The organism is Mycolicibacterium obuense, assembly GCF_055397605.1.
In genome coordinates this window covers 3,589,879-3,615,134 of the sequence record NZ_AP043663.1, presented here as the reverse complement: position 1 = coordinate 3,615,134, position 25,256 = coordinate 3,589,879, and the positions used below count along the sequence as shown (strand labels likewise).

At 68.1% G+C, this 25,256-nt stretch carries 26 protein-coding genes and 2 tRNA genes; 20 read left to right on the top strand and 8 right to left on the bottom strand.

The features are described 5' to 3' along the window. Positions 1 to 260: 260 nt before the first annotated feature. The 3 genes from ACZ50N_RS17200 to ACZ50N_RS17190 are packed head-to-tail and all read left to right on the top strand — an operon-like array spanning position 261 to position 1,516. Positions 261 to 794: an HNH endonuclease gene (locus ACZ50N_RS17200; protein ID WP_464475664.1), complete on the top strand. Its 534-nt coding sequence runs from the start codon at positions 261 to 263 to the stop codon at positions 792 to 794. A gap of 25 nt (positions 795 to 819) precedes the next feature. After that, a complete protein-coding gene (gene ctaJ / locus ACZ50N_RS17195) occupies positions 820 to 1,053 on the top strand; it encodes an aa3-type cytochrome oxidase subunit CtaJ (RefSeq protein WP_236694132.1) in 234 nt (77 codons plus the stop codon). Next, entirely contained in the window at positions 1,040 to 1,516 is a 477-nt protein-coding gene (locus tag ACZ50N_RS17190; protein ID WP_464473390.1) for a DUF5130 domain-containing protein, read from the top strand. The genes ctaJ and ACZ50N_RS17190 overlap by 14 nt, the downstream gene beginning before the upstream one ends. A gap of 17 nt (positions 1,517 to 1,533) precedes the next feature. Here the strand turns inward: ACZ50N_RS17190 and ACZ50N_RS17185 are convergent, their stop codons facing one another. Continuing rightward, complete coding sequence (locus ACZ50N_RS17185; protein WP_073685221.1) at positions 1,534 to 1,923, bottom strand: HNH endonuclease; 390 nt, start codon at positions 1,921 to 1,923, stop codon at positions 1,534 to 1,536. A 56-nt stretch (positions 1,924 to 1,979) separates the two neighbouring features. Further along, positions 1,980 to 4,565, bottom strand: a complete 2,586-nt coding sequence (gene pepN / locus ACZ50N_RS17180; protein ID WP_464473389.1) for an aminopeptidase N — start codon at positions 4,563 to 4,565, stop codon at positions 1,980 to 1,982. An 85-nt stretch (positions 4,566 to 4,650) separates the two neighbouring features. Between pepN and ACZ50N_RS17175 the strand changes: the two genes are divergently transcribed. The 7 genes from ACZ50N_RS17175 (at position 4,651) to ACZ50N_RS17145 (ending at position 11,228) form a co-directional block, all read left to right on the top strand. Continuing rightward, positions 4,651 to 5,259 (top strand): mycothiol-dependent nitroreductase Rv2466c family protein, encoded by a 609-nt coding sequence (locus tag ACZ50N_RS17175; RefSeq protein WP_046364514.1) that lies wholly within the window; start codon positions 4,651 to 4,653, stop codon positions 5,257 to 5,259. 66 nt (positions 5,260 to 5,325) lie between these two features. Continuing rightward, complete coding sequence (locus ACZ50N_RS17170) at positions 5,326 to 6,711, top strand: purine-cytosine permease family protein (RefSeq protein ID WP_046364515.1); 1,386 nt, start codon at positions 5,326 to 5,328, stop codon at positions 6,709 to 6,711. After that, entirely contained in the window at positions 6,708 to 7,151 is a 444-nt protein-coding gene (locus ACZ50N_RS17165; RefSeq protein WP_046364516.1) for a nucleoside deaminase, read from the top strand. The genes ACZ50N_RS17170 and ACZ50N_RS17165 overlap by 4 nt, the downstream gene beginning before the upstream one ends. Further along, positions 7,148 to 8,107 (top strand): isopenicillin N synthase family dioxygenase, encoded by a 960-nt coding sequence (locus tag ACZ50N_RS17160; RefSeq protein ID WP_464473388.1) that lies wholly within the window; start codon positions 7,148 to 7,150, stop codon positions 8,105 to 8,107. Before ACZ50N_RS17165 ends, ACZ50N_RS17160 begins: the two co-directional genes overlap by 4 nt. 15 nt (positions 8,108 to 8,122) lie before the next feature. Next, positions 8,123 to 8,596: a ribose-5-phosphate isomerase gene (locus ACZ50N_RS17155; RefSeq protein ID WP_073683550.1), complete on the top strand. Its 474-nt coding sequence runs from the start codon at positions 8,123 to 8,125 to the stop codon at positions 8,594 to 8,596. A 100-nt stretch (positions 8,597 to 8,696) separates the two neighbouring features. After that, positions 8,697 to 9,497 carry an Fpg/Nei family DNA glycosylase gene (locus tag ACZ50N_RS17150; RefSeq protein ID WP_464473387.1) on the top strand — a complete coding sequence of 267 codons (801 nt, stop codon included), beginning with the start codon at positions 8,697 to 8,699 and terminating at the stop codon, positions 9,495 to 9,497. Between the two features lie 42 nt (positions 9,498 to 9,539). Continuing rightward, complete coding sequence (locus ACZ50N_RS17145; RefSeq protein WP_073683548.1) at positions 9,540 to 11,228, top strand: cation:proton antiporter; 1,689 nt, start codon at positions 9,540 to 9,542, stop codon at positions 11,226 to 11,228. Here the strand turns inward: ACZ50N_RS17145 and ACZ50N_RS17140 are convergent. From ACZ50N_RS17140 to ACZ50N_RS17130, 3 genes are all read right to left on the bottom strand, one after another. After that, the gene (locus ACZ50N_RS17140; RefSeq protein WP_464473386.1) at positions 11,225 to 12,058 is read right to left on the bottom strand and encodes a DUF1542 domain-containing protein; all 834 of its coding nucleotides are present in this window, start codon (positions 12,056 to 12,058) and stop codon (positions 11,225 to 11,227) included. The two genes, ACZ50N_RS17145 and ACZ50N_RS17140, sit on opposite strands and share 4 nt — an antisense overlap. 110 nt (positions 12,059 to 12,168) lie before the next feature. After that, positions 12,169 to 13,215 (bottom strand): hypothetical protein, encoded by a 1,047-nt coding sequence (locus tag ACZ50N_RS17135; RefSeq protein ID WP_464473385.1) that lies wholly within the window; start codon positions 13,213 to 13,215, stop codon positions 12,169 to 12,171. Between the two features lie 236 nt (positions 13,216 to 13,451). After that, the gene (locus ACZ50N_RS17130; protein WP_464473384.1) at positions 13,452 to 14,645 is read right to left on the bottom strand and encodes an FAD-dependent monooxygenase; all 1,194 of its coding nucleotides are present in this window, start codon (positions 14,643 to 14,645) and stop codon (positions 13,452 to 13,454) included. A 72-nt stretch (positions 14,646 to 14,717) separates the two neighbouring features. Between ACZ50N_RS17130 and ACZ50N_RS17125 the strand changes: the two genes are divergently transcribed. The 4 genes from ACZ50N_RS17125 to ACZ50N_RS17110 all read left to right on the top strand — a co-directional run bounded on the left by ACZ50N_RS17125 (position 14,718) and on the right by ACZ50N_RS17110 (position 18,749). Further along, on the top strand, positions 14,718 to 15,281 hold the full coding sequence (locus ACZ50N_RS17125) for a TetR/AcrR family transcriptional regulator (RefSeq protein WP_464473383.1): 564 nt from the start codon (positions 14,718 to 14,720) through the stop codon (positions 15,279 to 15,281). Between the two features lie 91 nt (positions 15,282 to 15,372). Beyond that, a complete protein-coding gene (locus tag ACZ50N_RS17120; protein WP_464473382.1) occupies positions 15,373 to 16,686 on the top strand; it encodes a DUF1800 domain-containing protein in 1,314 nt (437 codons plus the stop codon). Between the two features lie 11 nt (positions 16,687 to 16,697). Further along, positions 16,698 to 17,885: a DUF1501 domain-containing protein gene (locus ACZ50N_RS17115; protein WP_464473381.1), complete on the top strand. Its 1,188-nt coding sequence runs from the start codon at positions 16,698 to 16,700 to the stop codon at positions 17,883 to 17,885. 15 nt (positions 17,886 to 17,900) lie between these two features. Next, positions 17,901 to 18,749 carry an NAD(P)-dependent oxidoreductase gene (locus tag ACZ50N_RS17110; RefSeq protein WP_464473380.1) on the top strand — a complete coding sequence of 283 codons (849 nt, stop codon included), beginning with the start codon at positions 17,901 to 17,903 and terminating at the stop codon, positions 18,747 to 18,749. A gap of 17 nt (positions 18,750 to 18,766) precedes the next feature. On the opposite strand, the gene ACZ50N_RS17105 is transcribed toward ACZ50N_RS17110, so the two are convergent. Beyond that, positions 18,767 to 18,840, bottom strand: a tRNA-Gly gene (locus tag ACZ50N_RS17105). Positions 18,841 to 18,992: 152 nt separating this feature from the next. On the opposite strand from ACZ50N_RS17105, the gene ACZ50N_RS17100 reads away from it, so the two are divergent. The 4 genes from ACZ50N_RS17100 to ACZ50N_RS17085 all read left to right on the top strand — a co-directional run bounded on the left by ACZ50N_RS17100 (position 18,993) and on the right by ACZ50N_RS17085 (position 21,941). Beyond that, a tRNA-Pro gene (locus tag ACZ50N_RS17100) sits at positions 18,993 to 19,069 on the top strand. A gap of 40 nt (positions 19,070 to 19,109) precedes the next feature. Continuing rightward, positions 19,110 to 20,552 carry a trigger factor gene (tig, locus tag ACZ50N_RS17095; protein WP_464470459.1) on the top strand — a complete coding sequence of 481 codons (1,443 nt, stop codon included), beginning with the start codon at positions 19,110 to 19,112 and terminating at the stop codon, positions 20,550 to 20,552. A 115-nt stretch (positions 20,553 to 20,667) separates the two neighbouring features. Further along, positions 20,668 to 21,279 (top strand): ATP-dependent Clp protease proteolytic subunit, encoded by a 612-nt coding sequence (locus tag ACZ50N_RS17090; RefSeq protein WP_111509492.1) that lies wholly within the window; start codon positions 20,668 to 20,670, stop codon positions 21,277 to 21,279. After that, the gene (locus ACZ50N_RS17085) at positions 21,276 to 21,941 is read left to right on the top strand and encodes an ATP-dependent Clp protease proteolytic subunit (protein ID WP_046364528.1); all 666 of its coding nucleotides are present in this window, start codon (positions 21,276 to 21,278) and stop codon (positions 21,939 to 21,941) included. The genes ACZ50N_RS17090 and ACZ50N_RS17085 overlap by 4 nt, the downstream gene beginning before the upstream one ends. Positions 21,942 to 21,944: 3 nt before the next feature. Here ACZ50N_RS17085 and ACZ50N_RS17080 read toward each other — a convergent pair whose 3' ends face one another. Further along, complete coding sequence (locus ACZ50N_RS17080; RefSeq protein WP_464470461.1) at positions 21,945 to 22,388, bottom strand: TIGR03618 family F420-dependent PPOX class oxidoreductase; 444 nt, start codon at positions 22,386 to 22,388, stop codon at positions 21,945 to 21,947. A 95-nt stretch (positions 22,389 to 22,483) separates the two neighbouring features. Here ACZ50N_RS17080 and ACZ50N_RS17075 point away from each other — a divergent pair, with 95 nt between their 5' ends. Together ACZ50N_RS17075 and clpX are read left to right on the top strand one after the other, a co-directional pair. Then, complete coding sequence (locus tag ACZ50N_RS17075) at positions 22,484 to 22,753, top strand: hypothetical protein (RefSeq protein WP_046364530.1); 270 nt, start codon at positions 22,484 to 22,486, stop codon at positions 22,751 to 22,753. A 272-nt stretch (positions 22,754 to 23,025) separates the two neighbouring features. Continuing rightward, positions 23,026 to 24,306, top strand: a complete 1,281-nt coding sequence (clpX, locus tag ACZ50N_RS17070) for an ATP-dependent Clp protease ATP-binding subunit ClpX (protein ID WP_046364531.1) — start codon at positions 23,026 to 23,028, stop codon at positions 24,304 to 24,306. Positions 24,307 to 24,377: 71 nt separating this feature from the next. On the opposite strand, the gene fdhD is transcribed toward clpX, so the two are convergent. Beyond that, a complete protein-coding gene (gene fdhD / locus ACZ50N_RS17065) occupies positions 24,378 to 25,202 on the bottom strand; it encodes a formate dehydrogenase accessory sulfurtransferase FdhD (protein WP_464470462.1) in 825 nt (274 codons plus the stop codon). Positions 25,203 to 25,256 lie beyond the last annotated feature (54 nt).

The following is a 25,256-nucleotide window of genomic DNA, read 5'->3' as shown; positions in this document are numbered from 1 at the left end:
GGCACGAGTAATGCGCTACCTGCAATCAGCGGGCGGTCACGAGATGTTCACCGGACTGACCAGCGAACACGACCAGAATTGTCGTGCGATCTCCGGTGATCCGTGGTGGACTGTCGAGCGGAGGACGTATGGCGCAGCGCAGAAATGTTCGCGGCCACCGGCACCACGGGACCGCGACGAGTTCTACCGGGTCGATAGCGACTGCCCCTGCGCGCGCTCTGCACAGCCTCACCGCGGGGGCGGACGCCCTGACCCCGGTGATGCCGGAGCCGTCGATCTGGGGTCGCCGCCGGGTCCTGCTCCTCAACTCCACGTTCGAACCGTTGACCGCGCTGCCGATGCGGCGGGCCGTCGTCATGCTGATGTGCGGCAAGGCCGACGTGGTGCACGACGATCCGCTGGGGCCGGTCATCCACTCGGCGAGCCGCACGATCGTCGTCCCGTCGGTGATCCGGCTGCGCACCTACGTGCGGGTGCCGTACCGGGCGCGGGTGCCGATGACGCGGGCAGCGCTGATGCACCGCGACAGGTTCCGGTGCGCGTACTGCGGCGCCAAGGCGGACACGGTCGACCACGTGATTCCGCGCAGTCGCGGCGGCGGACACTCATGGGAGAACTGCGTGGCGGCGTGCTCGCCGTGCAATCACCGCAAAGCCGATCGGCTGCTGAGCGAGCTGGGCTGGACACTGCGCGCCACCCCGGTACCGCCGAAGGGGCAGCACTGGCGATTGCTCTCCAGCGTCAAAGAACTCGACCCGGCGTGGGTGAGATACCTGGGTGAGGGCGCGGCCTGACCGGCGCGTGCGTTACGGTTTGCCCGTGAACAACACTGCTCTGTTGCACGCGAGCTTCCTGCTGATTCCGCTCGCTCTCGCCGGCATCCTGGCGTTGTTGATCTACCGCAAGAAGGGGCCGCACCCCGCGACGTACAACCTCGCGGAGACGTGGACCCACGAGCCCATCCTGTGGGCGGCGGACGAACCAGCGGACCACGGCCACGGTGGCCACGGTTCGCACGTGACGATCGGAGGCGGCGCAAGTGGCAACTGGTGAGATCACCCGGGCCGGAGCCCTCGACCTGGCGGAGCTTCCGTACGGCTCGGTCGTCACCGCGAGCGGACGGATCTCCGGGGTCACCGAGCCCGGCGAGCTGTCCGTGCACTACCCGTTCCCGACGCGGGACCTGGCGGTTCTCGACAATGCGCTGAAGTTCGGGTCGCGGGCGGCGAAGGCCCGGTTCGCGGTCTACGTCGGCGACCTCGGCGCGGACACCGCTGCGACGGCGCGGGCGATCCTGGGCCGCGTGTCGACCCCCGACAATGCCGTGCTTCTCGCGGTGTCGCCTAACCAGCGGGCCATCGAGGTCGTCTACGGCGCGAAGGTCAAGGGCCGGGGCATCGAAGAGGCCGCCCCGCTGGGCGTGTCCGCGGCCGCCGCGTCGTTCCGCGAGGGCAACCTGATCGACGGCTTGATCAGCGGCATCCGCGTGCTGTCGGCGGGCGTCTCCCCGCGCTGATTTTCACGAAAGTGCACTCACGGTAGTTGAGCCGCGTCAGCGACTACGGTGAGTGCACTTTCGGCGTTTGCGGCCAGGAGGGTGGCGCGGATCGCCACGTAGCGCTCCAGGAACAGCCGCTCGTCGAGCCGCTTGCGACGCAGCCAGCCGGTCACTTCGTCGTTGCACTTGCTGGCATTGCACGGCCCGCACGCGGGGACCACGTTGTCCACGGTGTAGCGCCCGCCGCGCGAGATCGCCATCACGCAGTCCCGCTGCAGCGAGGCCGTCGTCGCGCCGCAGTAGGCGCACCCGTTCCAGGCCGCCTTGATCGCCGTCCACTGGGCGTCGGTGAGGTCGTTCACGACGGCAGCGACGCGGCGCTTGCGCCGACGCGCCGCCCTCGCCCTGCGACTGTTGACCGCCACCGCGTGAGCGTATGCGCGCGAGTGGGCGCGGAGTCCCGTCCGCGAGCGGCGTGTCGCTACCCGGCGTCGAACTCGCGGGCGCGCAGCGACCGCTCCACCCCGGCCCGGCCTTCGAGCACCAGCCGGCGCAGCGCCGGCGGCACCTCGGGATCGGACAGGAACCGGTCGGCGGCCTCGAGCGCGTCGTCGCTGATGTCCCACGATGGGTACAACCCGACCACGACCGTCTGCGCCACCTCGCTGGACCGCCGCTCCCACACTCCGGAGATCGCCTCGAAGTAGCGGTCCCGGAACGGAGCCAGCACCTCACCCTGCCCGAGGCCGGCGAAACCGCCGATGATCGCCCGCGCGGTGATGTTGGCCAGCGTGTCGTCCTCGACCACCTGCTGCCACGCCGCCTCCTTGACCGCCGCCTGCGGGCGCGCCGCCGCGGCGGCAGCGGCCTGGCGCCGGCCCGCGGCGGTCGGATCGTTCGCGGCTTCGGCGTCGATCATCGGGGTCTCCGTGCCGTCGGCGTCGAGCACGCCGGCGCGCGCCAGCGCGGTCACCACCCGCCACCGCAGATCGGTGTCGACCACCAGACCCTCGAGGTTCACCGCGGCCGGCTCGTTGTCCAGCAGCGTCTCGAGTACCGCGACGTGGTTGGGGGCGAGCACCGACGAGCACAGCGCGTTGACGAACGCGAGCTGGTGATCTGAGCCGGGCGCCGATTCGCGGGCCAGGTCCAGCAGTGTGTCGCCGAAGGCGGGCCAGCCGTTCTCCGCGGCCCACTGCGGGTTCGCGTAGGACGCCAGAGCGGTCTGCGCCTGCAGCACGAGCCGTTGCGCCACACCGACTTCCGATTCTGCGTGCAGGCCGCTCATCACCAGTGCGACGAAGTCGCGGGCGCGCAGCTCGGCGTCGCGGGTCATCTCCCACGCTGCAGACCAGGCGAGCGTGCGGGGGAGTGGTTCGGCGATGTCGGCAATGCGGGCGAGCACCGTCTGCAGGGAGTCGGGGTCCAGGCGCAGTGAGCAATAGGTGAAGTCGTCGTCGTTGACCAGGATCAGCTTCCCGCGCTTCACGCCGGTCAGGCCGGGCACCTCGGTCGTCGACCCGTCGACGTCGAGCTCCTCACGGTGCACCCGGACCAACTTGCCCGACGCGTCGTCGTCGTAGATGCCCACCGCGAGCCGGTGCACCCGGGTCTCGCCGGCGCCAGGTTTGGCGCCACCCTGTTCGATCGCGAACCGGGTGAACGTGCCGTCGGCGTCGACGTCGAAGTCGGGCCGCAGCGTGTTCAGGCCGGTTGTCTTGAGCCACTGCCGGCCCCAGCCGGACAGATCGCGGCCCGACGACTTCTCCAGCGCGCCCAGCAGATCACCGAAGGTCGCGTTGCCGAAGGCGTGGTCGCGGAAGTAATCCCGCAGGCCTGCGAGGAACGCCTCGAGACCGACGTAGGCCACCAACTGCTTGAGCACGCTGGCGCCCTTGGCGTAGGTGATGCCGTCGAAGTTCACCTCGACGGCGTGCAGATCGGGGATGTCGGCGGCCACGGGGTGGGTCGAGGGCAGCTGATCCTGACGGTATGCCCAGGACTTCTCGACGTTGGCGAACGTCGTCCAGGCCTGGTCGTACTCGGTGGCCTCGGCCTGGCACAGCACCGAGGCGAACGTCGCGAAGGACTCGTTGAGCCACAGGTCATCCCACCACTGCATGGTGACGAGGTCGCCGAACCACATGTGCGCCATCTCGTGCAGCACGGTCTCGGCGCGGCGCTCGTAGGAGTAGCGGGTCACCTTGGACCGGAACACGTAGTCCTCGAGGAACGTCACCGCACCGGCGTTCTCCATGGCGCCCGCGTTGAACTCGGGGACGAACAGCTGGTCGTACTTGCCGAAGGCGTACGGGACGCCGAAGTTGTTGTGGTAGAAACCGAATCCCTGTTTGGTCTCGGTGAACAGCCGGTCGGCGTCCATGTACTCGGCGAGTGACTTGCGGCAGAAGATGCCGAGCGGGATGTCGCCGTGGTCGTCGGTGTACACGTCGTCCCAGCGGGCGTAGGGCCCGGCGATCAACGCGACCAGGTAGGTGCTCATCCGCGGGGTGGCCTTGAACGTGTGCTTCTTGGCGCCGTCCTCGTCGGTGGTCTCGACGGTCGCCCCGTTGGAGATCACCTCCCAGTGCGCGGGTGCGGTGACGGTGATGTCGAAGGCGGCCTTGAGGTCGGGCTGGTCGAAGCAGGCGAACATCCGCTTCGCGTCGGCGGTCTCGAATTGCGAGTACAGGTACACCTCGTCGTCGACGGGGTCGACGAAACGGTGCAGTCCCTCACCGGTGTTGGAGTAGCGGCAGTCCGCGTCGACGACGACGACGTTGTGCTCGGCGAGACCGGTGAGTGGGATTCCGGTCGACTCGTCGTAGCCGGACACGTCGATCTCGGTGCCGTTGAGCGTTGCGCTGCGGATCGAGGCCGCGGCCAGGTCGAGGTAGGTGTCGGCGCCGGCGGTTGCATCGAATTCGACGGTCGTCATCGAGCGGAAGGTCGTCTCGCTGGGTGAGCCCTCGCCGTCGGTCAGGTCGAGGGCGACGCGGTAGCTGTCGACGGTGATCAGGGCGGCGCGTTCGGCAGCTTGGTCGCGCGTGAGATTAGGAAGGGCCACGCTCGTCAACACTAGTCTCAACCCGGGAAGACACGACGGGTCCAGTTGGTTGACCCGGTCAACACCGACTCGAAGAGGAGACCTCATGGCCGAGAAGTCCCGCGCCGATTTCTGGTTCGACCCGCTGTGCCCCTGGTGTTGGATCACCTCGCGCTGGATTCTCGAAGTGGAGAAGGTCCGCGACATCGACGTCAACTTCCACGTGATGAGCCTCGCGGTGCTCAACGAAGGCAGGGACCTGCCCGAGGAGTACCAGGAGATGATGAAGAAGGCGTGGGGTCCGGTGCGCGTCGCGATCGCCGCCGAGCAGGCCCACGGTGCCGACGTGCTGGGGCCGCTGTACACCGCGATGGGTACGCGGATCCACAACCAGGACAACAAGGACTTCGCCGTGGTGATCGCGGAGTCCCTGGCCGAGGTGGGGTTGCCGGCCGAACTCGCCGAGGCCGCCGACTCCGACGCCCATGACGAGGCGCTGCGCAAGAGCCACCACGAGGGTATGGACGCCGTCGGCGACGACGTCGGTACGCCCACCATCCACGTCAACGGGGTGGCGTTCTTCGGACCGGTGCTGTCGAAGATCCCGCGCGGGGAAGAGGCCGGAAAGCTGTGGGACGCCTCGGTGACGTTCGCGGCCTACCCCCACTTCTGGGAGCTCAAGCGCTCCCGCACCGAGGCGCCGACGTTCGACTGAGGGCTGTTTGTTTCCGGCAGGTTGCCTCCGGTTGCGCGGTGACGACGGCACCCTCACCGTAGATCGGTGACAGTCACCGAACGCAGCACCGATGGCTCCTACCGGGACCGTGTGGTCGCCGTCGAGCCGGGCGGCACCGAGTACATCTCCGAGGCCGACCGGCACGGGAAACCGAGCCAGCTGTTCTGGACGTGGACGTCGCCGAACCTGGAGTTCGCGACGATCTTCGTCGGCATGCTCGCGGTGCTCGCGTTCGGGATGACGTTCTGGCAGGCCGTGGCGGGCATCGTGCTCGGTACCGGCCTGGGCGCGATCGCCCACTACTTCTTGTCGGCGCGCGGTCCGTTGCACGGTGTGCCGCAGATGGTGTTGGGCCGCTTGGCGTTCGGTTTCAAGGGCAACGCGGTGCCTTCGGTGCTGATGTCGGTCACCGCGGGGGTGGGCTGGTTCGCGACCAACAGCGTCAGCGGCGCTTTCGCGCTGTCCACGCTGTTCGGTATCGGGCCGCTGCTGGGCCTGGTGATCATCGTGGCCGCGCAGACGGCATTGGCGTTCTTCGGCCACAACCTGGTGCAGGCGTTCGAGCGGTATTCGTTCCCGGTGCTGGCGGTGGTGTTCCTCGCGGCCTCGGTGGCGATCTTCGCCCACGCCGACATCGGGAACGCCGCACCGGCCGCTGACGGGGTGGGCGGCCTGGGTGGCTTCCTGCTCACTGTCGGCACATCGTTCGGCTACGCGGCCGGCTGGACGCCGTACGCCGCCGACTTCACCCGCTATCTGCCCGCGACGGTGTCCGGGCCGCGCACCGGATTCTTCGCTGCGGCTGGGCTTTTCACCGCATGCGTGGTTCTCGAGGTGGTGGGCGCGGCGTCGGTGACGACGGGGGAGGCGTCGCTGGCCGATCCGACCGGCTCGTTCACCGCCGAGCTGGCCTCTCCTCTGGCCAAGGCCACGCTGCTGGCGATCGCGGTCGGGGCGATCGCGGCCAACGCGATCAACGTCTACTCGGGTGCGATGGCGTTCGTCTCGACTGGCATCACCCTGCCTGCGCATGTGGCGCGGGCGCTGGTGACGGTGTTCTTCGGCGTCGCAGGCTTCCTCGTCGCATGGTGGGCGTTGCCCGACGCCGCGCACAGCTATGAGGCGTTCCTGCTGATCATCGCCTACTGGGTGGGGCCGTGGCTGGGTGTGGTGTTCGCCGATCAATATCTTCGGCGCGGACGGCCCGTCGCGCATCTGCTCTACGACCGCTCGTACACGAACTGGGGCGGGCTCGTGGCGTTCCTGATCGGGCTGGTCGTCTCCGTGGTGCTGTTCGCCAATCAGGAGAAGCTGGTCGGTGTCGTCGCGGCGGCCGCGCCGCAGCTGGGTGACATCACGTTCTTCGTCGGTTTCGTGCTCGCCGGGGCCGCATACTGGGTGCTGTGCCGACCAGCGATCACCAAGCAATGACATCAGCGCAGGACATGCTCGACACGGCCGTCGAGGAGGCGCGAAAAGGATTGGCGGAAGGCGGCATACCCATCGGTGCTGCCCTGTTCGCCGCCGACGGGACGCTGCTGGGCAGCGGGCACAACCAGCGGGTGCAGCGCGACGATCCGTCGATCCATGCGGAGACCGACGCGTTCCGCAACGCGGGCCGGCAGCGCGGCTACGCCTCGACGACGATGGTGACCACGCTGTCGCCGTGCTGGTACTGCAGCGGACTGGTACGGCAGTTCAACATCGGGGCGGTGGTGATCGGCGAGAGCACGACCTTCACCGGTGGGCACGAGTGGCTGGCCGAACACGGCGTGAAGGTCACCGTGCTCGACGACGAGAGGTGCGTGTCGATGATGACGGACTTCATCGCGGCGCATCCCGAACTGTGGGCGGAGGACATCGGCGAGTGAGTGTGATTGCCAGCATCGATCTTTCACGATGGCGACAGGGTGGCGCCGACGCCGAGGCGGTGGCTGCCGAGGTGGACGAGGGTCTGCAGCGGGCCGGTTTCATCCTGGTGACCGGGCATGGCGTCGACGCCACACTGGCAGCCGACGTGCGGGCTGCGGCGCGGGAGTTCTTCGCGTTGCCCGCGGCAGTGAAGAGTCGGTACGCCGTGCCGGTCGGCGGGCACGGATGGATAGGTCCGGGCGCGGAGGCCAACGGTTACGCGGAGGGCACCGAGACCCCGCCCGATCTGAAGGAGAGCTTCAGCCTGGGCGCGGAGACCGCCACCGGGGACCCCGAGGTCGATCGAATCTGGTTCGCGCCCAACGTGTGGCCGTCCGAGGTCCCCGCACTGCACCGGCTCGTCGACGAGTACACCGCGCAGATGCGCCGTGTCGCCGATGATCTGCTGGCGCTGTTCGCGCACGCACTTCGCCTGCCGCTCAATCCTTTTGCCGAGCTGGCGAGTATGCCGACGTGGACGATGAACATCAACCACTATCCGCCCGTCAGCGTGGTCGGGGAACCGGAGCCGGGGCAGTTCCGCATCGGCCCGCACACCGACTTCGGCACCGTGACGATCCTCGATCGCGAGCCGGGCGCCGGCGGTCTGCAGGTCTACAGCGAGCAAGGCGGCTGGGAGGACGCGCCCTACGATCCGGCAGCCTTGACCGTCAACATCGGCGATCTGCTCGAATACTGGAGCGGTCGGCGCTGGCCGTCGGGCCGGCACCGGGTGCTGCCACCGCAGCCGCACGCTCCCGAAGAGGATCTGGTGTCGCTCATCTACTTCTACGAGGCCAACCACGATGCGGTCGTGACGCCGCTCGCACCGCCCGTCGGCCGGGTGGCGGGGCTGACCCCGGTGACGACGTCGGACTTCATCAAGGAACGCCTCGACGCGATCACCATCGGCTGAGCTACGGTATCGGCCATGCGTGTCTACCTCGGAGCCGATCATGCCGGATACGAGCTCAAGCAGGCCGTCATCGAGCACCTGAGCGCGGCCGGGCACGAGCCCGTCGACTGCGGCGCCTTCACCTACGACGCCGAGGACGACTACCCGGCGTTCTGCATAGCCGCGGCCGAGAAGACCGTCGCCGACCCGGGAAGTCTCGGCATCGTCATCGGGGGCTCCGGCAACGGTGAGCAGATCGCCGCGAACAAGGTGCCCGGCGTCCGGTGCGCGCTCGCGTGGAGCACCGAGACGGCCCAGCTGGCCCGCGAGCACAACAACGCCCAGGTGATGGGCATCGGCGGCCGTATGCACACCACCGAGGACGCGCTCGCGATCATCGACGCGTTTCTGGCGGCGAAGTGGTCGGAAGCGCCGCGTCATCAGCGCCGTATCGACATCCTCGCCGAGTACGAGAAGACGCACATCTCGCCGCCCGTTCCCGGAGCCTGAGCCTCGAGGATGTGACGAATCGGGCGCAAGCGCCGATGTCAGTCATTACGGCGTCCGGCCGGTTGCGCGCGCCGCAGGTACTGTGCCGCAGACTTGTCCGATGCCCGAAGGTCACACCATTCACCGCCTGGCGCGGCAGCACCAGCGGATGTTCAAGGGTCAGCGCGTAGCGGTCAGCAGTCCGCAGGGTCGGTTCATCGAGGGTGCCGATGCGGTCAACGGCAAGATCTTTACCAAGGCCAGCGCCTACGGCAAGCACCTGTTCCACCACTACGACGGCGGCCGTATCGTGCACGTGCACCTCGGTCTGTACGGCAAGTTCGGGGTGTTCGATGCCACCGACGGTGTGCCCGATCCGGTCGGCCAGGTGCGGATGCGCATGATCGGCACGCAGAAAGGCACCGATCTGCGCGGCCCCACGGCCTGCGAGGTGGTCACCGAAGCCGAGGTCTCGGAGATCCTCGCCCGGTTGGGTCCCGACCCGTTGCGCAAGGATGCCGACCCCGGCGCGGCGTACACGCGAATCCACAAGTCCCGCAGGGTGATCGGGGCACTGCTGATGGACCAGTCGGTACTGGCAGGTGTCGGCAACGTGTACCGCAACGAACTGCTCTACCGGCACCGCATCGACCCGCACCGCCCGGGGACCAAGGTCGACGAAGCCGAATTCGACGATGCCTGGACCGACCTCGTCGAGTTGATGAACGTCGGGGTGCGCAAGGGCCGCATCATCACGATCCGCCCCGAAGACGACCACGGTCTGCCCTCGTACGGGGCGCGGCGGCCGCGCACCTACGTGTATCGCCGCGCGGGCGATCCGTGCCGGATCTGCGACACACCGATCCGCACCGAGGTGCTCGAAGGGCGCAACCTGTTCTGGTGCCCCACCTGCCAGACCTGATTCCGGCGGGCGCCCGGCCCGCCCACCCGGGAGAATCACCGGGTGGAATTGATCCTGGTCGTCGTCGGAGCCATCGTCGTCACCGCGGTGGCGCACCGCCGTGGGCTCGAACCCGCCCTGATCATCGTCGTCGTCGGCATCGCTGTGTCGTTCCTGCCCGGTTTCCGAGCACCTGAACTCGACTCCCACATCCTGCTGTCGGTGGTGCTGCCGCCGCTGCTGTATTCAGCCGCCCTGGACTTCTCGTTCCCGACGTTCCTGCGCAACATCAAGCCGATCCTCGGGCTCGGGGTCGGTCTGGTCGTCGTCACCGCGTTCACCGTCGCACTGGTGTCGTCGTGGCTTGTCGTCGTGCCGTTGACGTTCGGCACGGCGCTGGTGCTCGGTGCCGTCGTCGCCCCGCCGGATGCGGTGACCGCCGTGGCGGTCGGACGCAAGCTCGGACTCCCCAAGCGAGTCATGTCGATCCTCACCGGGGAGAGCCTGATCAACGATGCGGCCGCGCTGGCCCTGTTCTCCGTAGCGGTCGCGCAGGTCGCAGGCAGCCACACCTTCATCGAGAACCCGGTGTTGCTGTTCGGCTACAGCGCGGTCCTCGGGCCGCTGGTCGGGGCGGCGCTCGGTTACATCACGCTGTGGATCCGGCGGCGCCTGGCCAACCCCGCCTTGGAGACGGTGCAGGGGCTGATGGTGCCGTTCGCGGCGTTCATCGTCGCCGAGGAGCTGCACGCCTCAGGAGTGCTCGCCGTGGTGGTGGCCGGGTTCGTGGTGGGCAGCGGAACCGTGGACGCGGGCTACCAGACCCGCCTGCAGGAGCGCTACGTGTGGAATTCGGTGGACGTGCTGCTCGAGGCGTTCGTGTTCGCCTACATCGGGCTGCATCTGCGCTTCGTGCTCGAGGATCTGCGCCAGGCCCACGAATCGCTGATCGAGGTCGCGGTCGCGTCGGCGATCGTGCTGCTGATCGTGCTCGTCATCCGGCCGCTGTCGGTGTTCGCGATGTTCAGCAGGGGAGTGCTGTCCCGGCAGGTCGAGAAGCGGCTCAGCGTGCCGGTTCCCGAGCAGGGTGGACGTGGCGCACTGGGCACCCGGCGGCGTGCCGCGGTCCCGCCGCGATGGCGGTCGCGCATCGACAACCGGGCGCTGAGCTGGCAGGAGAACGTCGTGGTGTCGTGGACCGGCATGCGCGGGGTGGTCACCCTTGCGGCGGCTGCGGCGATTCCGCTGACGACGGCGGCGGGTGACCCGTTCCCGGAACGGGCCACCATCCAGGCCATCGCCTTCGTCGTCAGCGTCGGAACGCTTCTGCTGCAGGGGGCTACGCTGCCGCTGCTGATCCGCCGCCTCGAGCTGTCCGCCGACGCCGATCAGGCCTACACCGCGGCCGAGACCGAGAAGGCCGAGCAGGTGGTGCATGCCGCCGCAGCGTCGGTGCTCGGCGAATTCCGGGCGAACCCGCCCGCCGGTCTCGATCCGCGGATGCTCGCCGAGATCCGCGGGGTCGTCGCCAGGCATGCCCAGGACGCCGACGAGATGCCGGACCCGGATGCCCACACGCCGCGGGCCGAAGTGTTCGCCCAGCTCTACCGCGACGTGCTCTCCGCTCAGCGGCACGCGCTGATCGCCGAGCGCGATGAGGGGCGTATCGACGACGAGGCGGTGCGGGCGATGCTCGAACGCCTCGACCTGCAGGAGGCCGGGGTGTCGGCCCGTCTGGAGAGCCGGTTCTAGAAGTCGAACCCGCCGCCGCCGAAATCGCCCCCGCCGAAATCGCCGCCGCCCCAGTCTCCGCCGCCGTTGTCCCAGCCCCCACCGTCCCAGCCGCCGCCGGTGTCGGCTCCGTCGAAGCCCCCGCCGTCTGCGCTGCCGCCGTCGAGCTGGCCCTGTTCCATCCCGTCGGCGAACCCGTCGCCGTAGCCGTTCTCGAAAGCGTTCGCGTCATAGCCGACTCCGGCCATCCCGGAGAACAACGAGCTGAACAGCAATGCCGAGCCCACGCCCCAGGCGCCCGCCACCAGCGCCGGCTTCCACCACGGCTCGGAATACCAGCCCGCAGGCACCGGACGTCCGGCGACCCGGCCACCGGGGTAGTAGTTGGGCGTGCGCTGCGATGGTGTCGGCGATGCCTCGATCTGCCGGCCGTCGAAGTCGACGCGGCGATCCTCGGTGACGGCACCGGCCGATCGCTGACCGGACAGCGTCTCCAGATCCGGCCCCGGGTCCATACCCATCGCGGTGCGCGCCGCGCGCACGTAGTACAGCCCTTCGACGGCGCTCTCCTTGGCCAGTGCCGCCTGCTTCACGGTGGTGGCCTGGTCGATCTGCGAGGACGCCGCGGTGTACCGCTCGGATGCGTCGGCCAGCGCTTGCTTCGAGGCGTCCTCGGTTCCGCTCAGCCCGTACACCTGCCCGCCGAGACGCTCGATGAGACGACGGGCGTCGGCCTTGGCGTCGGCCAGTGAGGCAGCGCTGCGCTGACCGGACGCCTTGGACGATGCGTACACGGCGGTGCCGATCGCCGCGACCACCAGCACGATGAGGAGTAGGAGAACGCCTTCCATGGTTCACAGCGTACCGACAGGCCGCCGGTGAGCCCGGTGTCGTTTCAGGCCCTCACTGCGGCTGGTGAGGTGTCGACAACGGACCGTGCAGTGGAGACGGTCCGCAGCTCCTAGTCGTCCGATTGCGCCGCGGCGCGCTTGGCCTTGCGCTCGGAGACCTTGTCGCGCAGGGCTGCAAAGGGTTTCTTCTTCGCGGTCGGCTTGTCGGCGGTTGTGCTGGCGCCGCTGTCGGCAGCCGTACCGGCTGCTGTGTCGGCGCCTGCCTTCTCGGACTGGGCCGCCTGCTTGCGCTCTGAGATCTCGGCGAAGACCTTCCGCAGACCCCGCGGTGAATCTGTGGTGGCGGCTGTCTTGTCCACCGTGGCGGTCGCGGTGGTCGACGGTGCCGGGTAGGTGGGCGAGGGGAGGACCACCGGCCGCTGGACCTTGCCCGGCACGTAGTACTGGCTCTCGATGCCCGGTCGCAGCGCCTTGTCCTGGGCAGCGATCTGCTCCGGTGTCTTCCAGCCCGGGTTGATCAAGGGCAGCGGATAGGTGAGGAAGTACTGGGTGGTGGACCCGGTTCGCGGGTCCGTGTAGGAGACCGCCGGGTTGGAGAGGTCGAGGCCGTTGTATCCGTCGCGGTGGACTCTCTGACTGATGTTGTACCGGGCGAAGTTCCTGGTCCCGGCCGGAACGTCGGCGACGATGTCGTACTGCCGCAGGACGAAGGTCGCGTTGGCGCCGACGCCGTCGGCCAGCGTTGGATGGCGACTGAAGAAGCTGAAGGGGCTGAAGTTGCCGGGCGTACTCGGTGCGCCGAGCAGATAAAACCGAGTGGTGGTGTCCTCGGGGTGGGTGTTCAGATACTCGATGGCGGCGTCGGTGGAGTCGGAGTAGGTCCAGATCGTGTTCTCACCGGGGTGTGCGGCGACGTAGTCCTCGATCGCTTGGACACCCCGCCGCAAGCTTGCCGCGTTGACGCTGAAATTGGCGTACGGAATCAGATCGCAGCCCGCGCCCGGATCGCAGCCCTGCCCGGCCGGCGCGTTGATGCTGGCGTAGTCCACAGTGGCGCCGAACAATCCGGTCATGTAGGCGACGTCTGCGACAGCAGGTGTCGCGGACAACACCGCTGCGGCCGCCACCATCGGAACTGCGGCGATCAGTTTGTTCATGGTTGCCCCCTCGTGGCTGTGCGCTAGCGGCACCCACCGCTCGAGCTGGAGGTTTGCCCGATTTGCTCAGGTCTAATCCGTTTTCGCGCGACATTCGGAGCCCGCGCAGTTGCTCGGCGACAGATGGTCCCCCCATTGGACGTTCGCGACGCTACCCGTGCGGCGAGGAAGTGTCACCGGTAATCCCGGAAGTGTCCGGCGCCCGTAATGATTTGCTGTCTTTGCGGCGATATCGATCAGGCCGCCGAGAGCGCTGCGCGCGCGACGCTTTGCGCGTCGTAGGAGTTCACGGCGATCCGGTCGAAGATGGCTTCGATGCGGTCGGCCCGCTCGTGCGGTGTGAGCTCAGTCGAGCGGTAGGTGCGTCCTGCTTCCCGGGCGCCGTCTCGGACCTGGCGGGTTCGTGCCAACCGGAGATCTTGGTAGAGCCGGAGCCGGGAAGGCAGATCGGCTCGGGAGCATCCCTGCAACACGGTCGCCAGCGTGGCGGCGTCTTCGACGGCCTGGTTGGCGCCCTGGCCCAGGTGGGGGACGACGGCATGGGCTGAATCGCCGAGCAGGGTGACGTGACGTCCCGACCAGTTCGCGAGCGGCTCGCGATCGTAGATGCCCCAGCGGAACGTCTCGTCCATCCTGCCGATGATGTCGAGCACGGGTTGGTCCCACCCGGCGTAGGCGGCGGCGAGTTCGCGCACATCGCCCGGTGCGGTCCACGATTCGGTGACATCGAGGTCGGTCGGCACGAAGGCGACAACGTTGAGCAGTCGGCCCGCGGAGACGGGATAGACCAGGAAGCTGCGGCCCGGGCCCATCCACATCGCGCAGGCATTCATCGCGGCGATCGGCTCGATGCCCTCGAGTCGGTCGGCCGGAATCAGCCCGCGGTAGGCCATGATTCCTTCGCTGACCGGCTGGGCTGGTTCACTGACCAGGCCTTGCAGGCGCGAATGGATTCCATCCGCGGCGACCAGCAGATCAGCGTCGACGGTACTGCCGTCGGCGAACCGCACCGTCACCCCGTTGTCGCCATCGCGCGCCTCGATCACTTTGTGCCTCAACCGGATTGCCGAGTCGGGGAGTGCGCCGGAGAGCACCGCCTGGAATTCGCCGCGGTGCAGGAACATCGTCCGCTGCGGATCGCCGAAGGAGAGGCGGGACGGCTCACCGGCGACGGGCCGGCCGTCGGCGGTGCGGAACACGTAGTGCGAGTAGTGACCGGCGACTGCGCGCAACCGCTTTCCGACGCCGAGGCCGTCGAACACCCTCGCTCCGTTGGGGGCGATCGACACCCCGGCGCCGAGGGCGCGCAGTTCCGTTGCCTGCTCGTACACCCGCGCATCGATTCCCTGGGCGCGCAGCGCCAGGGCTGCCGTCAGTCCGCCGATGCCGGCTCCGACGATCGCGACCCGCAGTGTCTTCCCATCCGTCATCGTCCACTCCTTCATTCGTGTACCGATCGGCACACCATTGACGATAGACGTACCGATCGGTACGTTCAAGTGATGCCGCGCACTGCCGATCCCCAGCGTCGGGCCGAGCTGCTCCGCGCCGTCGTGGCCTACCTCGAGGAGCGGGGAGTCGCCGACATCTCATTGGCGCCCATGGCCGAGGCGCTGGGGACGAGCAAGCGCATGCTGCTCTACTACTTCGGCGATCGCGGGGAGCTCGTGGCGCAGGCGATGGCCGCGAGCCGTCCGAACGCCGGCGAGATCTTCGACGGGGTGGCTTCTGCGGACGACTTCGTCGTCGCTGCACACACCCTGTGGCGAGCCATCACCCGCGGGCGGCAGCGCCGCAGTGTCGCACTGCTGTTGCAAGTGCTGAGCCTGGCGATCACCGATCCGGACACCTACCAGCCCTACGCCGACGATGCCGTGACCGTGATGCTCGACCCGATCGCCGCCGCACTGATGGGTCTGGGCTTCGAGAAAGCCGACGCCAGGGCACGGGCGACGCTGGTCGTGTCCGGGTTGCGTGGACTGTGCCAGGACGGACTTGTCACCGGTGACCGGTCGCGCGTCGACGCCGCGGCAGAGCGCGTGATCGCGGCGGCCGTCGCACCGTGAGGATGCCGAGCGTGTTCTGACCGGCGACTCAGCACATCTCCAGGTTCTGCGGTGACAGTGGGTACATGTCCGAGTCTCGCGGAGCCTGACCATGCCGAGTCAATCCGCGCAGTGGGTCGTCACGGCCCGCCTGCTGCGGCGGATGGGCTTCGGCGTCACCGGTGCCGCGGTGGACGCCGCTGTCGGCGACGACTGGGCCACCCACGTCGAGCGCGCGCTCGCGGCCGATCCGGAGGCCGATCCTGGTGCGGTGACCACCCCGATGCCGATGTTCGACACCCCTGAGCCGCCGGGGAAGTCGGCATCGGCGAACGCGCACAAGCAGTACCAGCACGCCCTGAGTCGGCAGCTCGACCAGCTCGCTCAGTGGTGGCCCGCCCGTATGGCCGCGGTCCACGAGCCCGTCGTGGAGAAGCTGACCCTGCTGTGGCACAACCACTTCGCCACGTCGGCGCAGAAGGTGCGCATCGCGGCCTGGATGGCCGCGCAGAATCAGACGCTGCGCACGTTGTGCCTCACCGACTTCCGGACGCTGTCCTATGCGATGTTGACCGATTCGGCGATGATGCAGTGGCTCGACGCGCAGACCAACACCGCCCGCTCGGCCAACGAGAACCTGGCGCGGGAGTTCATGGAGCTGTTCGCGCTGGGCCACGGCAACGGCTACACCGAAGACGACGTGCGCTCTGGTGCGCGGGCATTGACGGGTTGGGTACTGAACCGGGGCGGGCCACCGTCTCTGGTGGCCAAACGGCACGACGGCGGGGTCAAGACCTTTCTCGGCGTCACCGGCAACCTCGACGCCGCACAGTTCTGTGATGCGGTTCTGGCGCAACCTCGTTCGCCGGCCTATGTCGCCGGGCGGTTGTGGAGTCAGCTCGCCGGAAGCGAGCCCTCGCCGGCGGCCTCAGCGCGGCTGACGGCTTCCTACGGGCAGGCGCGCGATCTGCGTGCGCTCACCCGGGCCGTTCTCACCGACCCAGAGTTCGTCAGCGCCCCGCCCGCCAAGGTGAACACTCCCGTCGAGTGGCTGGTAGGGGTGGCGCGGTCACTCGGGGTATCACTGGCGACGGAAAAGACAGCTGCGCACACGAGATCGGCGTTACGGACACTCGGCCAGCAGCCCTTCTTCCCGCCCGATGTCGGGGGATGGCCGCACGGTCAGGTGTGGCTGTCGACAGCCAGCACGTCCGTGCGGTTCTCGACGGCGGAGGCCCTGGCGGCAGGCGCCGACCTGTCGACCGTCGAGCAGGCCGCACCCCGCGACCGGCTCGACGCGGTGGGCTATCAGATCGGCATCGGTGACTGGACCGACAGGAGTGCCCGTGCTCTGTCACCGCTGACGGTGAACCCGCGCCGGCTCGTCGCGGCCGCGGTCAACACCCCCGAATACCTGACGTCCTAGGGAAACCGGAGATGCCTGACATCAACCGCAGGAAGTTCCTGCTCGCGAGCGCCGGCGTCGGTGCGCTGGGGCTGCTGTCCGGAGCGGCGGCCGTCGACTGGCCCGACCTGATGGCTGCGGCACGCCGCCAACCGCTGGCGCAGGGGAGCGGCATCGCCGTTATCGTGACCCTCTACGGCGGCAACGACGGCATCAACACGCTGATCCCGTACGGCGACAACGCTTATCACGACGCACGGCCTGAGCTGGCCTACGCGCCGGCCGACGTGCTGCACCTCGATGATCGGCTGGGCCTCAATCCCGCGATGACCGGTCTGCACGGCCTGTGGCAGGACGGTCGCCTCGCGATCGTGCGCGGCGTCAGCTACCCCAAGCCCGACCACAGCCACTTCCGGTCCATGAACATCTGGCAGACGGCCTCGCCAGACGAACCGGTGAGCACCGGGTGGGTGGGTCGCTGGCTCGACAGCACCGGCGACGACCCGCTGCGGGCCGTCAACGTCGGCGCGGTCCTTCCGCCGATGGCCGTCGGGGAACGAACCACCGCCGCGGCGCTGACCACGACACGGTCTCGCGGCGGCGACATCGACTCCGTCGTCGCCGCGTTGAGCGCACCCGATCCCCGCGACACCGACGTCATGGCCGCAGTGGCTGCCTCCTACCGCGCGACCGGCACGGCGGACCGGACCTTCACCCATCTCGGTCACACCCGCTCCGCAGACGGTTCTTCGCTGGGCGCTCAACTCGACACGGTGGCCGCAGCGATCAGCGCCGGCGTCCCGACCCGGCTCTACATGGTCTCGCTCGGCGGGTTCGACACGCACGCCGATGAGCGCGGCACCCAGGAGCGGCAGCTGCAGACCCTGGACCGGGCGCTGACCCCGTTCTTGCGCCGGATGTCCTCCGACCAGCACGGCCGCAACGTCGTGGTGATGGCCTACTCCGAATTCGGGCGTCGCGTCCGCGCCAACGCATCACAGGGCACCGACCACGGAACCGCTGGACCGGTGTTCGTCGCCGGCGCGCCGGTCCGCGGTGGCTTCTACGGCGACGAACCCAGCCTGACCGACCTCGATGACGGAGATCTCAAGTACACGACTGATTTTCGAGACATCTACCAGGATCTGCTGGTCCGTGTCCTCGGCGCCGACCCGACGCCGGTCATCGGCGGCGGGCGCAGCGGCCTACGGCTCGTATGACGCAGAATGGCCACCATGCGGATCGCGGTGTTGGGAACGGGCGCCATGGGCGCCGGGATGGCGCAGTCACTGCTGCGCGACGGCTTCGACGTCACGGTGTGGAACCGCACGCCCGAACGGGCCGAGCCGCTGACCGACGACGGTGCCGTGGTCGCGCTCGACCCGGTGGCGGCGGTCGCCGATGCGGACGTCGTGATGGCGATGCTCTTCGACACCGAGTCGACGCTGTCGGTGATGGAGACCGCGCTGCCGCACCTCGGCGACGGCGCCGTGTTCGTGCAGTGCGCGACGGTCGGGGTAGAAGGTGCGGCGCAGACCGCGTCGCTGGCCGCCACGCACGGGGTGGCGTTCCTCGACTGCCCGGTGCTGGGCACGAAGGCGCCCGCGGAGCAGGGCAAGCTCGTGATGCTGGCCTCTGGCGACCCCGCCCTGCGGGACCGGGTGCAGCCGGCCTTCGACGCCGTCGGGTCCAAGACACTGTGGGTCGGCGAGGAGCCCGGGGCGGGCTCGCGACTGAAGCTGGCGTGCAACGCGTGGATCGCCTCGATCGCGGCGGCGACCGCGCAGTCGATGGCCCTGGCCAAGGGTCTCGGCGTGGATCAGCGCCAGGTGCTGGAGGCGCTCGACGGGTCGGCGGCCAACTCGGCCTACCTGCAGATGAAGGGCGCGGCGATCATCGAGGATTCCTACGCGCCGCAGTTCAGCGTGGACGGCGTGCGCAAAGACACGGGTCTGATCCGGACCGCACTCGCCGACGCCGGGGTGTCGACGGACCTGATCGACGGCGTCCGCGCGGTGTTCGACAGTGCGAGCTCAGCCGGCCACGGCGGCGACGACATGGCCGCGGTGTACTTCGGGTTCTGAACGGTGGCCCGAGTGGGTGGAGCGGGCGACGGGAATCGAACCCGCGTAATCAGTTTGGAAGACTGAGGCTCTACCATTGAGCTACGCCCGCGTGTCGCTGCAGCGCCGCTGCAGTACCGCCAGAGGATACCGGCCCCGCCCCCCGAGAATCCAATCGCCATCTGGATGTGGCTTCGCTGAGGTCAGGACGTAGGATCGCCGGTGGTCTGACGCTGCGCGTGAGCGTGAGGCGGCAGCGACGACCGGGGTGTAGCGCAGCTTGGTAGCGCATCCGCTTTGGGAGCGGAAGGCCGCAGGTTCAAATCCTGTCACCCCGACCAGTTCGACCCATCAGACGAAAGCAATAAGAGGAGTACCGAAGTGAAGAGCACCGTCGAGAAGCTGAGCCCGACCCGGGTGCGCATCAACGTGGAGGTGCCCTTCACCGAACTCGAGCCAGAGATCGACAACGCCTTCAAGCAGCTGGCCAAGCAGGTCCGGCTGCCCGGCTTCCGCCCGGGCAAGGCGCCGCGCAAGCTCCTCGAGGCGCGCGTCGGCCGCGGTGCGGTGCTCGAGCAGGTCGTCAACGACGCGCTGCCCACCCGCTACAGCGAGGCCATCACCTCGGAGTCCCTGCAGCCCATCGGCCAGCCCGAGATCGAGGTGACCAAGCTCGAGGACAACGAGGAGCTGGTGTTCACCGCCGAGGTCGACATCCGTCCCGAGATCGACCTGCCCGACCTGAGCACCCTCAAGGTCACCGTCGACCCGATCAGCGTCGAGGACTCCGACGTCGAGGCCGAGCTGGACTCGCTGCAGAAGCGCTTCGGCACCCTGACCGGTGTCGAGCGCGCCGCGGAGAACGGCGACTTCGTCTCCATCGATCTGTCGGCCACGGTCGACGGCGAGGACGTGCCGGAGGCCAAGACCGAGGGCCTGTCGCACGAGGTCGGCTCCGGTCAGCTCATCGACGGCCTCGACGAGGCGATCGTCGGGCTCAAAGAAGGCGAGTCCGCGACGTTCACCACGACGCTGGTCGCCGGCGAGCACGCCGACCGGGAGGCTGAGGTCACCGTCACGGTGAAGTCGGTCAAGACCCGTGAACTGCCCGAACTGGACGACGAATTCGCGCAGCTGGCAAGCGAATTCGACACCATCGACGAACTCAAGGCCGACCTCCGCGAGAAGGTGGCCCGCGTCAAGCGCGTGCAGCAGGCCGAGGCCATCCGCGACAAGACCATCGAGGAGCTGCTCACCCAGGTCGAGGTGCCGCTGCCCGAAGCCGTCGTGCAGGCCCAGGTCGACGACACGCTGCACAACGCCATCCACGGCCTCGACCATGACGAGGACAAGTTCGCCGAGTCGCTGGCCGAGCAGGGCAGCAGCCGCGAGGAGTTCGACACCGACAACCGCACCAACGCGGAGAAGGCCATCAAGACCCAGCTGCTGATGGATGCGATCGCCGACAAGCTGGACATCCAGGTGGGGCAGAACGACATCACCGAGCGGCTGGTGCTGATGTCGCGCCAGTACGGCATCGAGCCCCAGCAGCTGATCCAGATGCTGCAGCAGAACAATCAGCTGCCGGCGATGTTCGCCGATGTGCGTCGCGGTCTGACCGTCGCGGCCGTCGTGCACGGGGCGACCGTGACCGACACCGACGGCACCGAGATCGACACCACCGAGTTCTTCGGGCCCACCGGTGACGCGGCTGTCGTGGACGACGAGATCGAGGCCGGCGACGAGGCAACTGCCGAGACAGACACCGAGAACGCCGACAACACCGACGCCGCCGAGACATCCGGGGACGACGACACCAAGTGATGCTCTGAGCGAACGCGCGGCGTCTGGGGACTCCCCAGCGGCGCGGGTTGGTTAGTGTCGTCCGTAAGACCGGTCACCGCGTCGGAAGTACACAGAAGAAAGCAGGTATCCAGTCGTGACTGACATGCGTGGCGCCTCCTCGGGCCTCAACCTTGTCGACTCGGTGTATGAGCGATTGCTGGCCGAGCGCATCATCTTCCTGGGCTCCCAGGTCGACGATGACATCGCCAACCGGCTGTGCGCCCAGATCCTGCTGCTGTCGGCCGAGGATCCCACCAAGGACATCCACCTCTACATCAACTCGCCCGGCGGCTCGATCAGCGCCGGCATGGCGATCTACGACACCATGGTGCTGGCCCCGTGCGACGTGGCGACCTACGCCATGGGCATGGCCGCGTCGATGGGCGAGTTCCTGCTCGCCGCCGGCACCAAGGGCAAGCGCTACGCCCTGCCGCACGCCCGCATCCTGATGCACCAGCCGCTCGGCGGCATCACCGGCGGCGCCGCGGACATCGCGATCCAGGCCGAGCAGTTCGCCAGCATCAAGAAGGAGATGTTCCGCCTGAACGCGGAGTTCACCGGGCAGAGCATCGAGCGCATCGAGGCCGATTCGGACCGTGACCGATGGTTCACGGCGCAGGAAGCACTCGAATACGGCTTCGTCGATCACATCATCACCAGCGTCACTCTCAACGGCGACGGACCAGGAGCAGGAATCGACAAATGACCGATAACTCGTCTATTCACCCGTCGCTGGACTCCCGCGTGCAGCCGCAGGCCCGCTACATCCTGCCGTCGTTCATCGAGCACTCCAGCTTCGGCGTCAAGGAGTCGAACCCGTACAACAAGCTGTTCGAGGAACGCATCATCTTCCTCGGCGTGCAGGTCGACGACGCGTCGGCGAACGACATCATGGCCCAGCTGCTGGTGCTCGAATCGCTCGATCCCGACCGCGACATCACGATGTACATCAACTCGCCGGGCGGTTCGTTCACCTCGCTGATGGCGATCTACGACACCATGCAGTACGTGCGCGCCGACATCCAGACGGTGTGCCTCGGGCAGGCCGCCTCGGCCGCCGCGGTGCTGCTGGCCGCGGGCACTCCGGGCAAGCGCCTGGCCCTGCCCAACGCACGCGTCCTGATCCATCAGCCCGCCCTCGGCGGCGTGATCCAGGGCCAGTTCTCCGATCTGGAGATCCAGGCCGCGGAGATCGAGCGCATGCGCACGCTGATGGAGGAGACCCTGTCGCGGCACACCGGCAAGCCTGCCGACGTGATCCGCAAGGACACCGATCGCGACAAGATCCTCACCGCCGAGGCAGCCAAGGACTACGGCATCATCGACACGGTGCTGCAGTACCGCAAGCTCTCCGCGCAGAACGCCTGACGCTCAGCCGTTGCTGTAGACCCTTGTCGGGGTCACCAGCACGGCTGTGCGGCGCTGCTCGCGCATCGTCGCGTCGTAGGCGTCCCAGTCGTCGTGGGTTCCGCCCGCCGCGGTGAAGATGTCACGGAGCAGCTGCGCGAGCATCTGCTCCGACTCCAGCCACGGCTGCGCGTCGTCGGGTCCGGCCAGCTCGGCCCGCCCCTCCACTGTCGCCCACTGCCATCCCTTCCTGAAGGTGATCGCAGTCTGCGGGCGGGCCCGCAAGTTGGCCAGCTTCACTCGTCCGTAGGTGACGTAGCCCAGGACCGGCTCGGTGGAGGCGGGGTGCGGGAGGACGCCGGCGTTGATCAGCGATGCCTGAATGGTGTGGTCGGCCCGCAGCGTCGACACCACCGCGAGCCCGTTGTCCGACTGGGCCAGCGCGACGGCGTCGGTGAGAGAGGTCACCCTCGAAGGCTACGGCGAGCAAAAGAACCACGGGTCGATCGCGGACGTGCCACGCTCTTGATCTACGTGGTCGTCAATATTCGAGGAGGATCGCCATGGGGAAGATGCTGTTGCTGGCCGTGGCCGCCGCGGGGGCTGCCTTCACGTATGGCGTCGCGCACGCCCAGGAACCGGTGTGCCCGGCGGGCACGTACTGGGACGCCGCGACCGTCCAGTGCGTCGCGGTGAACGTCTACGTCAACCCACCCAACCCGGTCGTCGGACCCGTCGGGCCCGTCGGGGTGGGTGGCGTCGTCGGGCCCGTCGGACCCGGTCCGGTCGGGCCCGGACCTGTCGGACCCGGGCCTCTCGGTCCCGGTCGCTGACGACACAGACGGCGCGCCGACCGTCCTTCCCACGGATAGGTACTCTCGGTCGAGTAACAGCGGCGACACGCCAGAGACTCGGTGGTGCGTTCCAGGGCCATCGGCGCGCGGTCAGGCGATATGTTGTCGCAACCACACGTGAATATCAGCGGCGCTATTCGGCCTCATCGGTCGCCCCGGGCCGGAAGATGCGGGTAGCGTCGGAAACGTTGCGGTGCGACCCACCGAATCGATCGATGTGCAACAGCAACAGGAAGTAGGACCCCTGCACCATGGCACGCATTGGAGACGGCGGTGACCTGCTGAAGTGCTCGTTCTGCGGCAAGAGTCAAAAGCAGGTGAAGAAGCTCATCGCGGGACCGGGCGTCTACATCTGCGACGAATGCATCGATCTGTGCAACGAGATCATCGAAGAAGAACTGGCCGACGCTGACGACGTCAAGCTCGACGAGCTGCCCAAGCCTGCGGAGATCCGCGACTTCCTCGAGAGCTACGTCATCGGTCAGGACACCGCGAAGCGCACGCTCGCCGTCGCGGTCTACAACCACTACAAGCGCATCCAGGCGGGGGAGAAGAGCCGCGATTCGCGCTCGGAGCCCGTCGAGCTCGCCAAGTCCAACATCCTGATGCTCGGGCCCACCGGCTGCGGCAAGACCTACCTCGCCCAGACGCTGGCCAAGATGCTCAACGTCCCGTTCGCGATCGCCGACGCCACGGCGCTGACCGAGGCCGGCTATGTCGGCGAGGATGTCGAGAACATTCTGCTCAAGCTGATTCAGGCCGCCGACTACGACGTCAAGCGCGCCGAGACCGGCATCATCTACATCGACGAGGTCGACAAGATCGCCCGCAAGAGCGAGAACCCGTCGATCACCCGCGACGTCTCCGGGGAGGGTGTGCAGCAGGCGCTGCTGAAGATCCTCGAGGGCACGCAGGCGTCGGTGCCGCCGCAGGGCGGTCGCAAGCACCCGCACCAGGAGTTCATCCAGATCGACACCACGAACGTGTTGTTCATCGTGGCCGGTGCGTTCGCGGGGCTCGAGAAGATCGTCTCCGACCGGGTCGGTAAGCGTGGTCTGGGATTCGGTGCCGAGGTGCATTCGAAGGCCGAGATCGACACCCAGGATCACTTCGCCGAAGTCATGCCCGAGGACCTGATCAAGTTCGGGCTGATCCCGGAGTTCATCGGTCGTCTGCCGGTGGTCGCCTCGGTGACCAACCTGGACAAGGAATCGCTGGTGTCGATCCTGTCGACGCCGAAGAACGCCTTGGTCAAGCAGTACACCCGGTTGTTCGAGATGGACGGCGTCGAGCTCGAATTTGCCGAAGACGCGCTGGATGCGATCGCCGATCAGGCCATCCACCGCGGTACCGGCGCTCGTGGCCTGCGCGCCATCATGGAAGAGGTCCTGCTGCCGGTGATGTACGACATCCCCAGCCGCGACGACGTCGCCAAGGTGGTCGTGACCAAGGAGACCGTCGAGGACAACGTCCTGCCGACGATCGTGCCGCGCAAGCCTTCTCGCACGGAGCGCCGCGACAAGACCGCCTAGTTTTTTCGCCACGAGAGTGCCCTGGCGGTTGTTCGATCAGCTGATTGGCGACCGCCAGGGCACTTTCGCGGTCAGTTGATGACGCGGTCCGGGCGGGTGTAAACGTTCATCGACTCACCCCGCAGGAAGGCCACCAGGGTCAGCCCCGACTGCGCGGCCAGATCCACCGCCAGTGACGATGGCGCCGACACCGCAGCCAGCATCGGGATGCCGGCCATCACCGCCTTCTGCGTGAGCTCGAACGACGCCCGACCACTCACCAGCAGCACCGTGCCGCCCAGCGGTACCCGATGCTGTTCGAGCGCCCAGCCGATCACCTTGTCGACGGCGTTGTGCCTGCCGATGTCCTCGCGGACGACCAGCGCATGGCCGGCGGCATCAAACAGTCCCGCGCCGTGCAGGCCTCCGGTGGCGGCGAACACCTTCTGCCGGCGGCGCAGCTCCGCGGGCATCTCCGCCAGCACGTCCGCCTCCACTGTCAGCGGGTCGTCACCGGGGGCGTGCTTGCTGACCAACCGCACCGCCTCCAGCGAGGCCTTACCGCACACCCCGCACGACGAGGTCGTGTAGAAGTTGCGCGTCGGATCGACGTCGGGCGGCGCGACGCCGGGTGCCAGCGTCACGTCCAGGACGTTGTAGGAGTTCACCCCGTCCTCGTCGGCGCCGCGGCAGTAGCGCACCGAGGCGATGTCTTCTCGGCCCGCGACCACGCCCTCGGTGAGCAGGAAACCCTGCGCGAGCTCGACGTCGGAGCCGGGGGTGCGCATCGTCACCGTGAGGGGGTGGCCGTCGACGCGGATCTCCAGCGGTTCCTCGACGGCCAAGGTCTCAGCCCGGGCGGTCGCACCCCCGGCCGTCAGATGGTGCGCTCGTCGACGGGAGGTCACTCGGCCCACGGAAACGCCTCTCGTCGCGACATCTGTCCCATTGTGGTCTGTTCGGCCGTCGGC

What these genes read in the sequence shown, in the direction of transcription:
- ACZ50N_RS17165 (WP_046364516.1), top strand. Translation starts at nt 6,708, where the DNA reads ATGACATCAGCGCAGGACATGCTCGACACGGCCGTCGAGGAGGCGCGA.
- ACZ50N_RS17125 (WP_464473383.1), top strand. Translation starts at nt 14,718, where the DNA reads ATGCCGCGCACTGCCGATCCCCAGCGTCGGGCCGAGCTGCTCCGCGCC.
- ACZ50N_RS17130 (WP_464473384.1), bottom strand. Translation starts at nt 14,645, where the DNA reads ATGACGGATGGGAAGACACTGCGGGTCGCGATCGTCGGAGCCGGCATC.
- ACZ50N_RS17175 (WP_046364514.1), top strand. Translation starts at nt 4,651, where the DNA reads ATGGCCGAGAAGTCCCGCGCCGATTTCTGGTTCGACCCGCTGTGCCCC.
- ACZ50N_RS17115 (WP_464473381.1), top strand. Translation starts at nt 16,698, where the DNA reads ATGCCTGACATCAACCGCAGGAAGTTCCTGCTCGCGAGCGCCGGCGTC.
- ACZ50N_RS17155 (WP_073683550.1), top strand. Translation starts at nt 8,123, where the DNA reads ATGCGTGTCTACCTCGGAGCCGATCATGCCGGATACGAGCTCAAGCAG.
- ACZ50N_RS17200 (WP_464475664.1), top strand. Translation starts at nt 261, where the DNA reads ATGCCGGAGCCGTCGATCTGGGGTCGCCGCCGGGTCCTGCTCCTCAAC.
- ACZ50N_RS17110 (WP_464473380.1), top strand. Translation starts at nt 17,901, where the DNA reads ATGCGGATCGCGGTGTTGGGAACGGGCGCCATGGGCGCCGGGATGGCG.
- ACZ50N_RS17120 (WP_464473382.1), top strand. Translation starts at nt 15,373, where the DNA reads ATGCCGAGTCAATCCGCGCAGTGGGTCGTCACGGCCCGCCTGCTGCGG.
- ACZ50N_RS17140 (WP_464473386.1), bottom strand. Translation starts at nt 12,058, where the DNA reads ATGGAAGGCGTTCTCCTACTCCTCATCGTGCTGGTGGTCGCGGCGATC.
- clpX (WP_046364531.1), top strand. Translation starts at nt 23,026, where the DNA reads ATGGCACGCATTGGAGACGGCGGTGACCTGCTGAAGTGCTCGTTCTGC.
- ACZ50N_RS17075 (WP_046364530.1), top strand. Translation starts at nt 22,484, where the DNA reads ATGGGGAAGATGCTGTTGCTGGCCGTGGCCGCCGCGGGGGCTGCCTTC.
- ACZ50N_RS17085 (WP_046364528.1), top strand. Translation starts at nt 21,276, where the DNA reads ATGACCGATAACTCGTCTATTCACCCGTCGCTGGACTCCCGCGTGCAG.
- ACZ50N_RS17150 (WP_464473387.1), top strand. Translation starts at nt 8,697, where the DNA reads ATGCCCGAAGGTCACACCATTCACCGCCTGGCGCGGCAGCACCAGCGG.
- ACZ50N_RS17135 (WP_464473385.1), bottom strand. Translation starts at nt 13,215, where the DNA reads ATGAACAAACTGATCGCCGCAGTTCCGATGGTGGCGGCCGCAGCGGTG.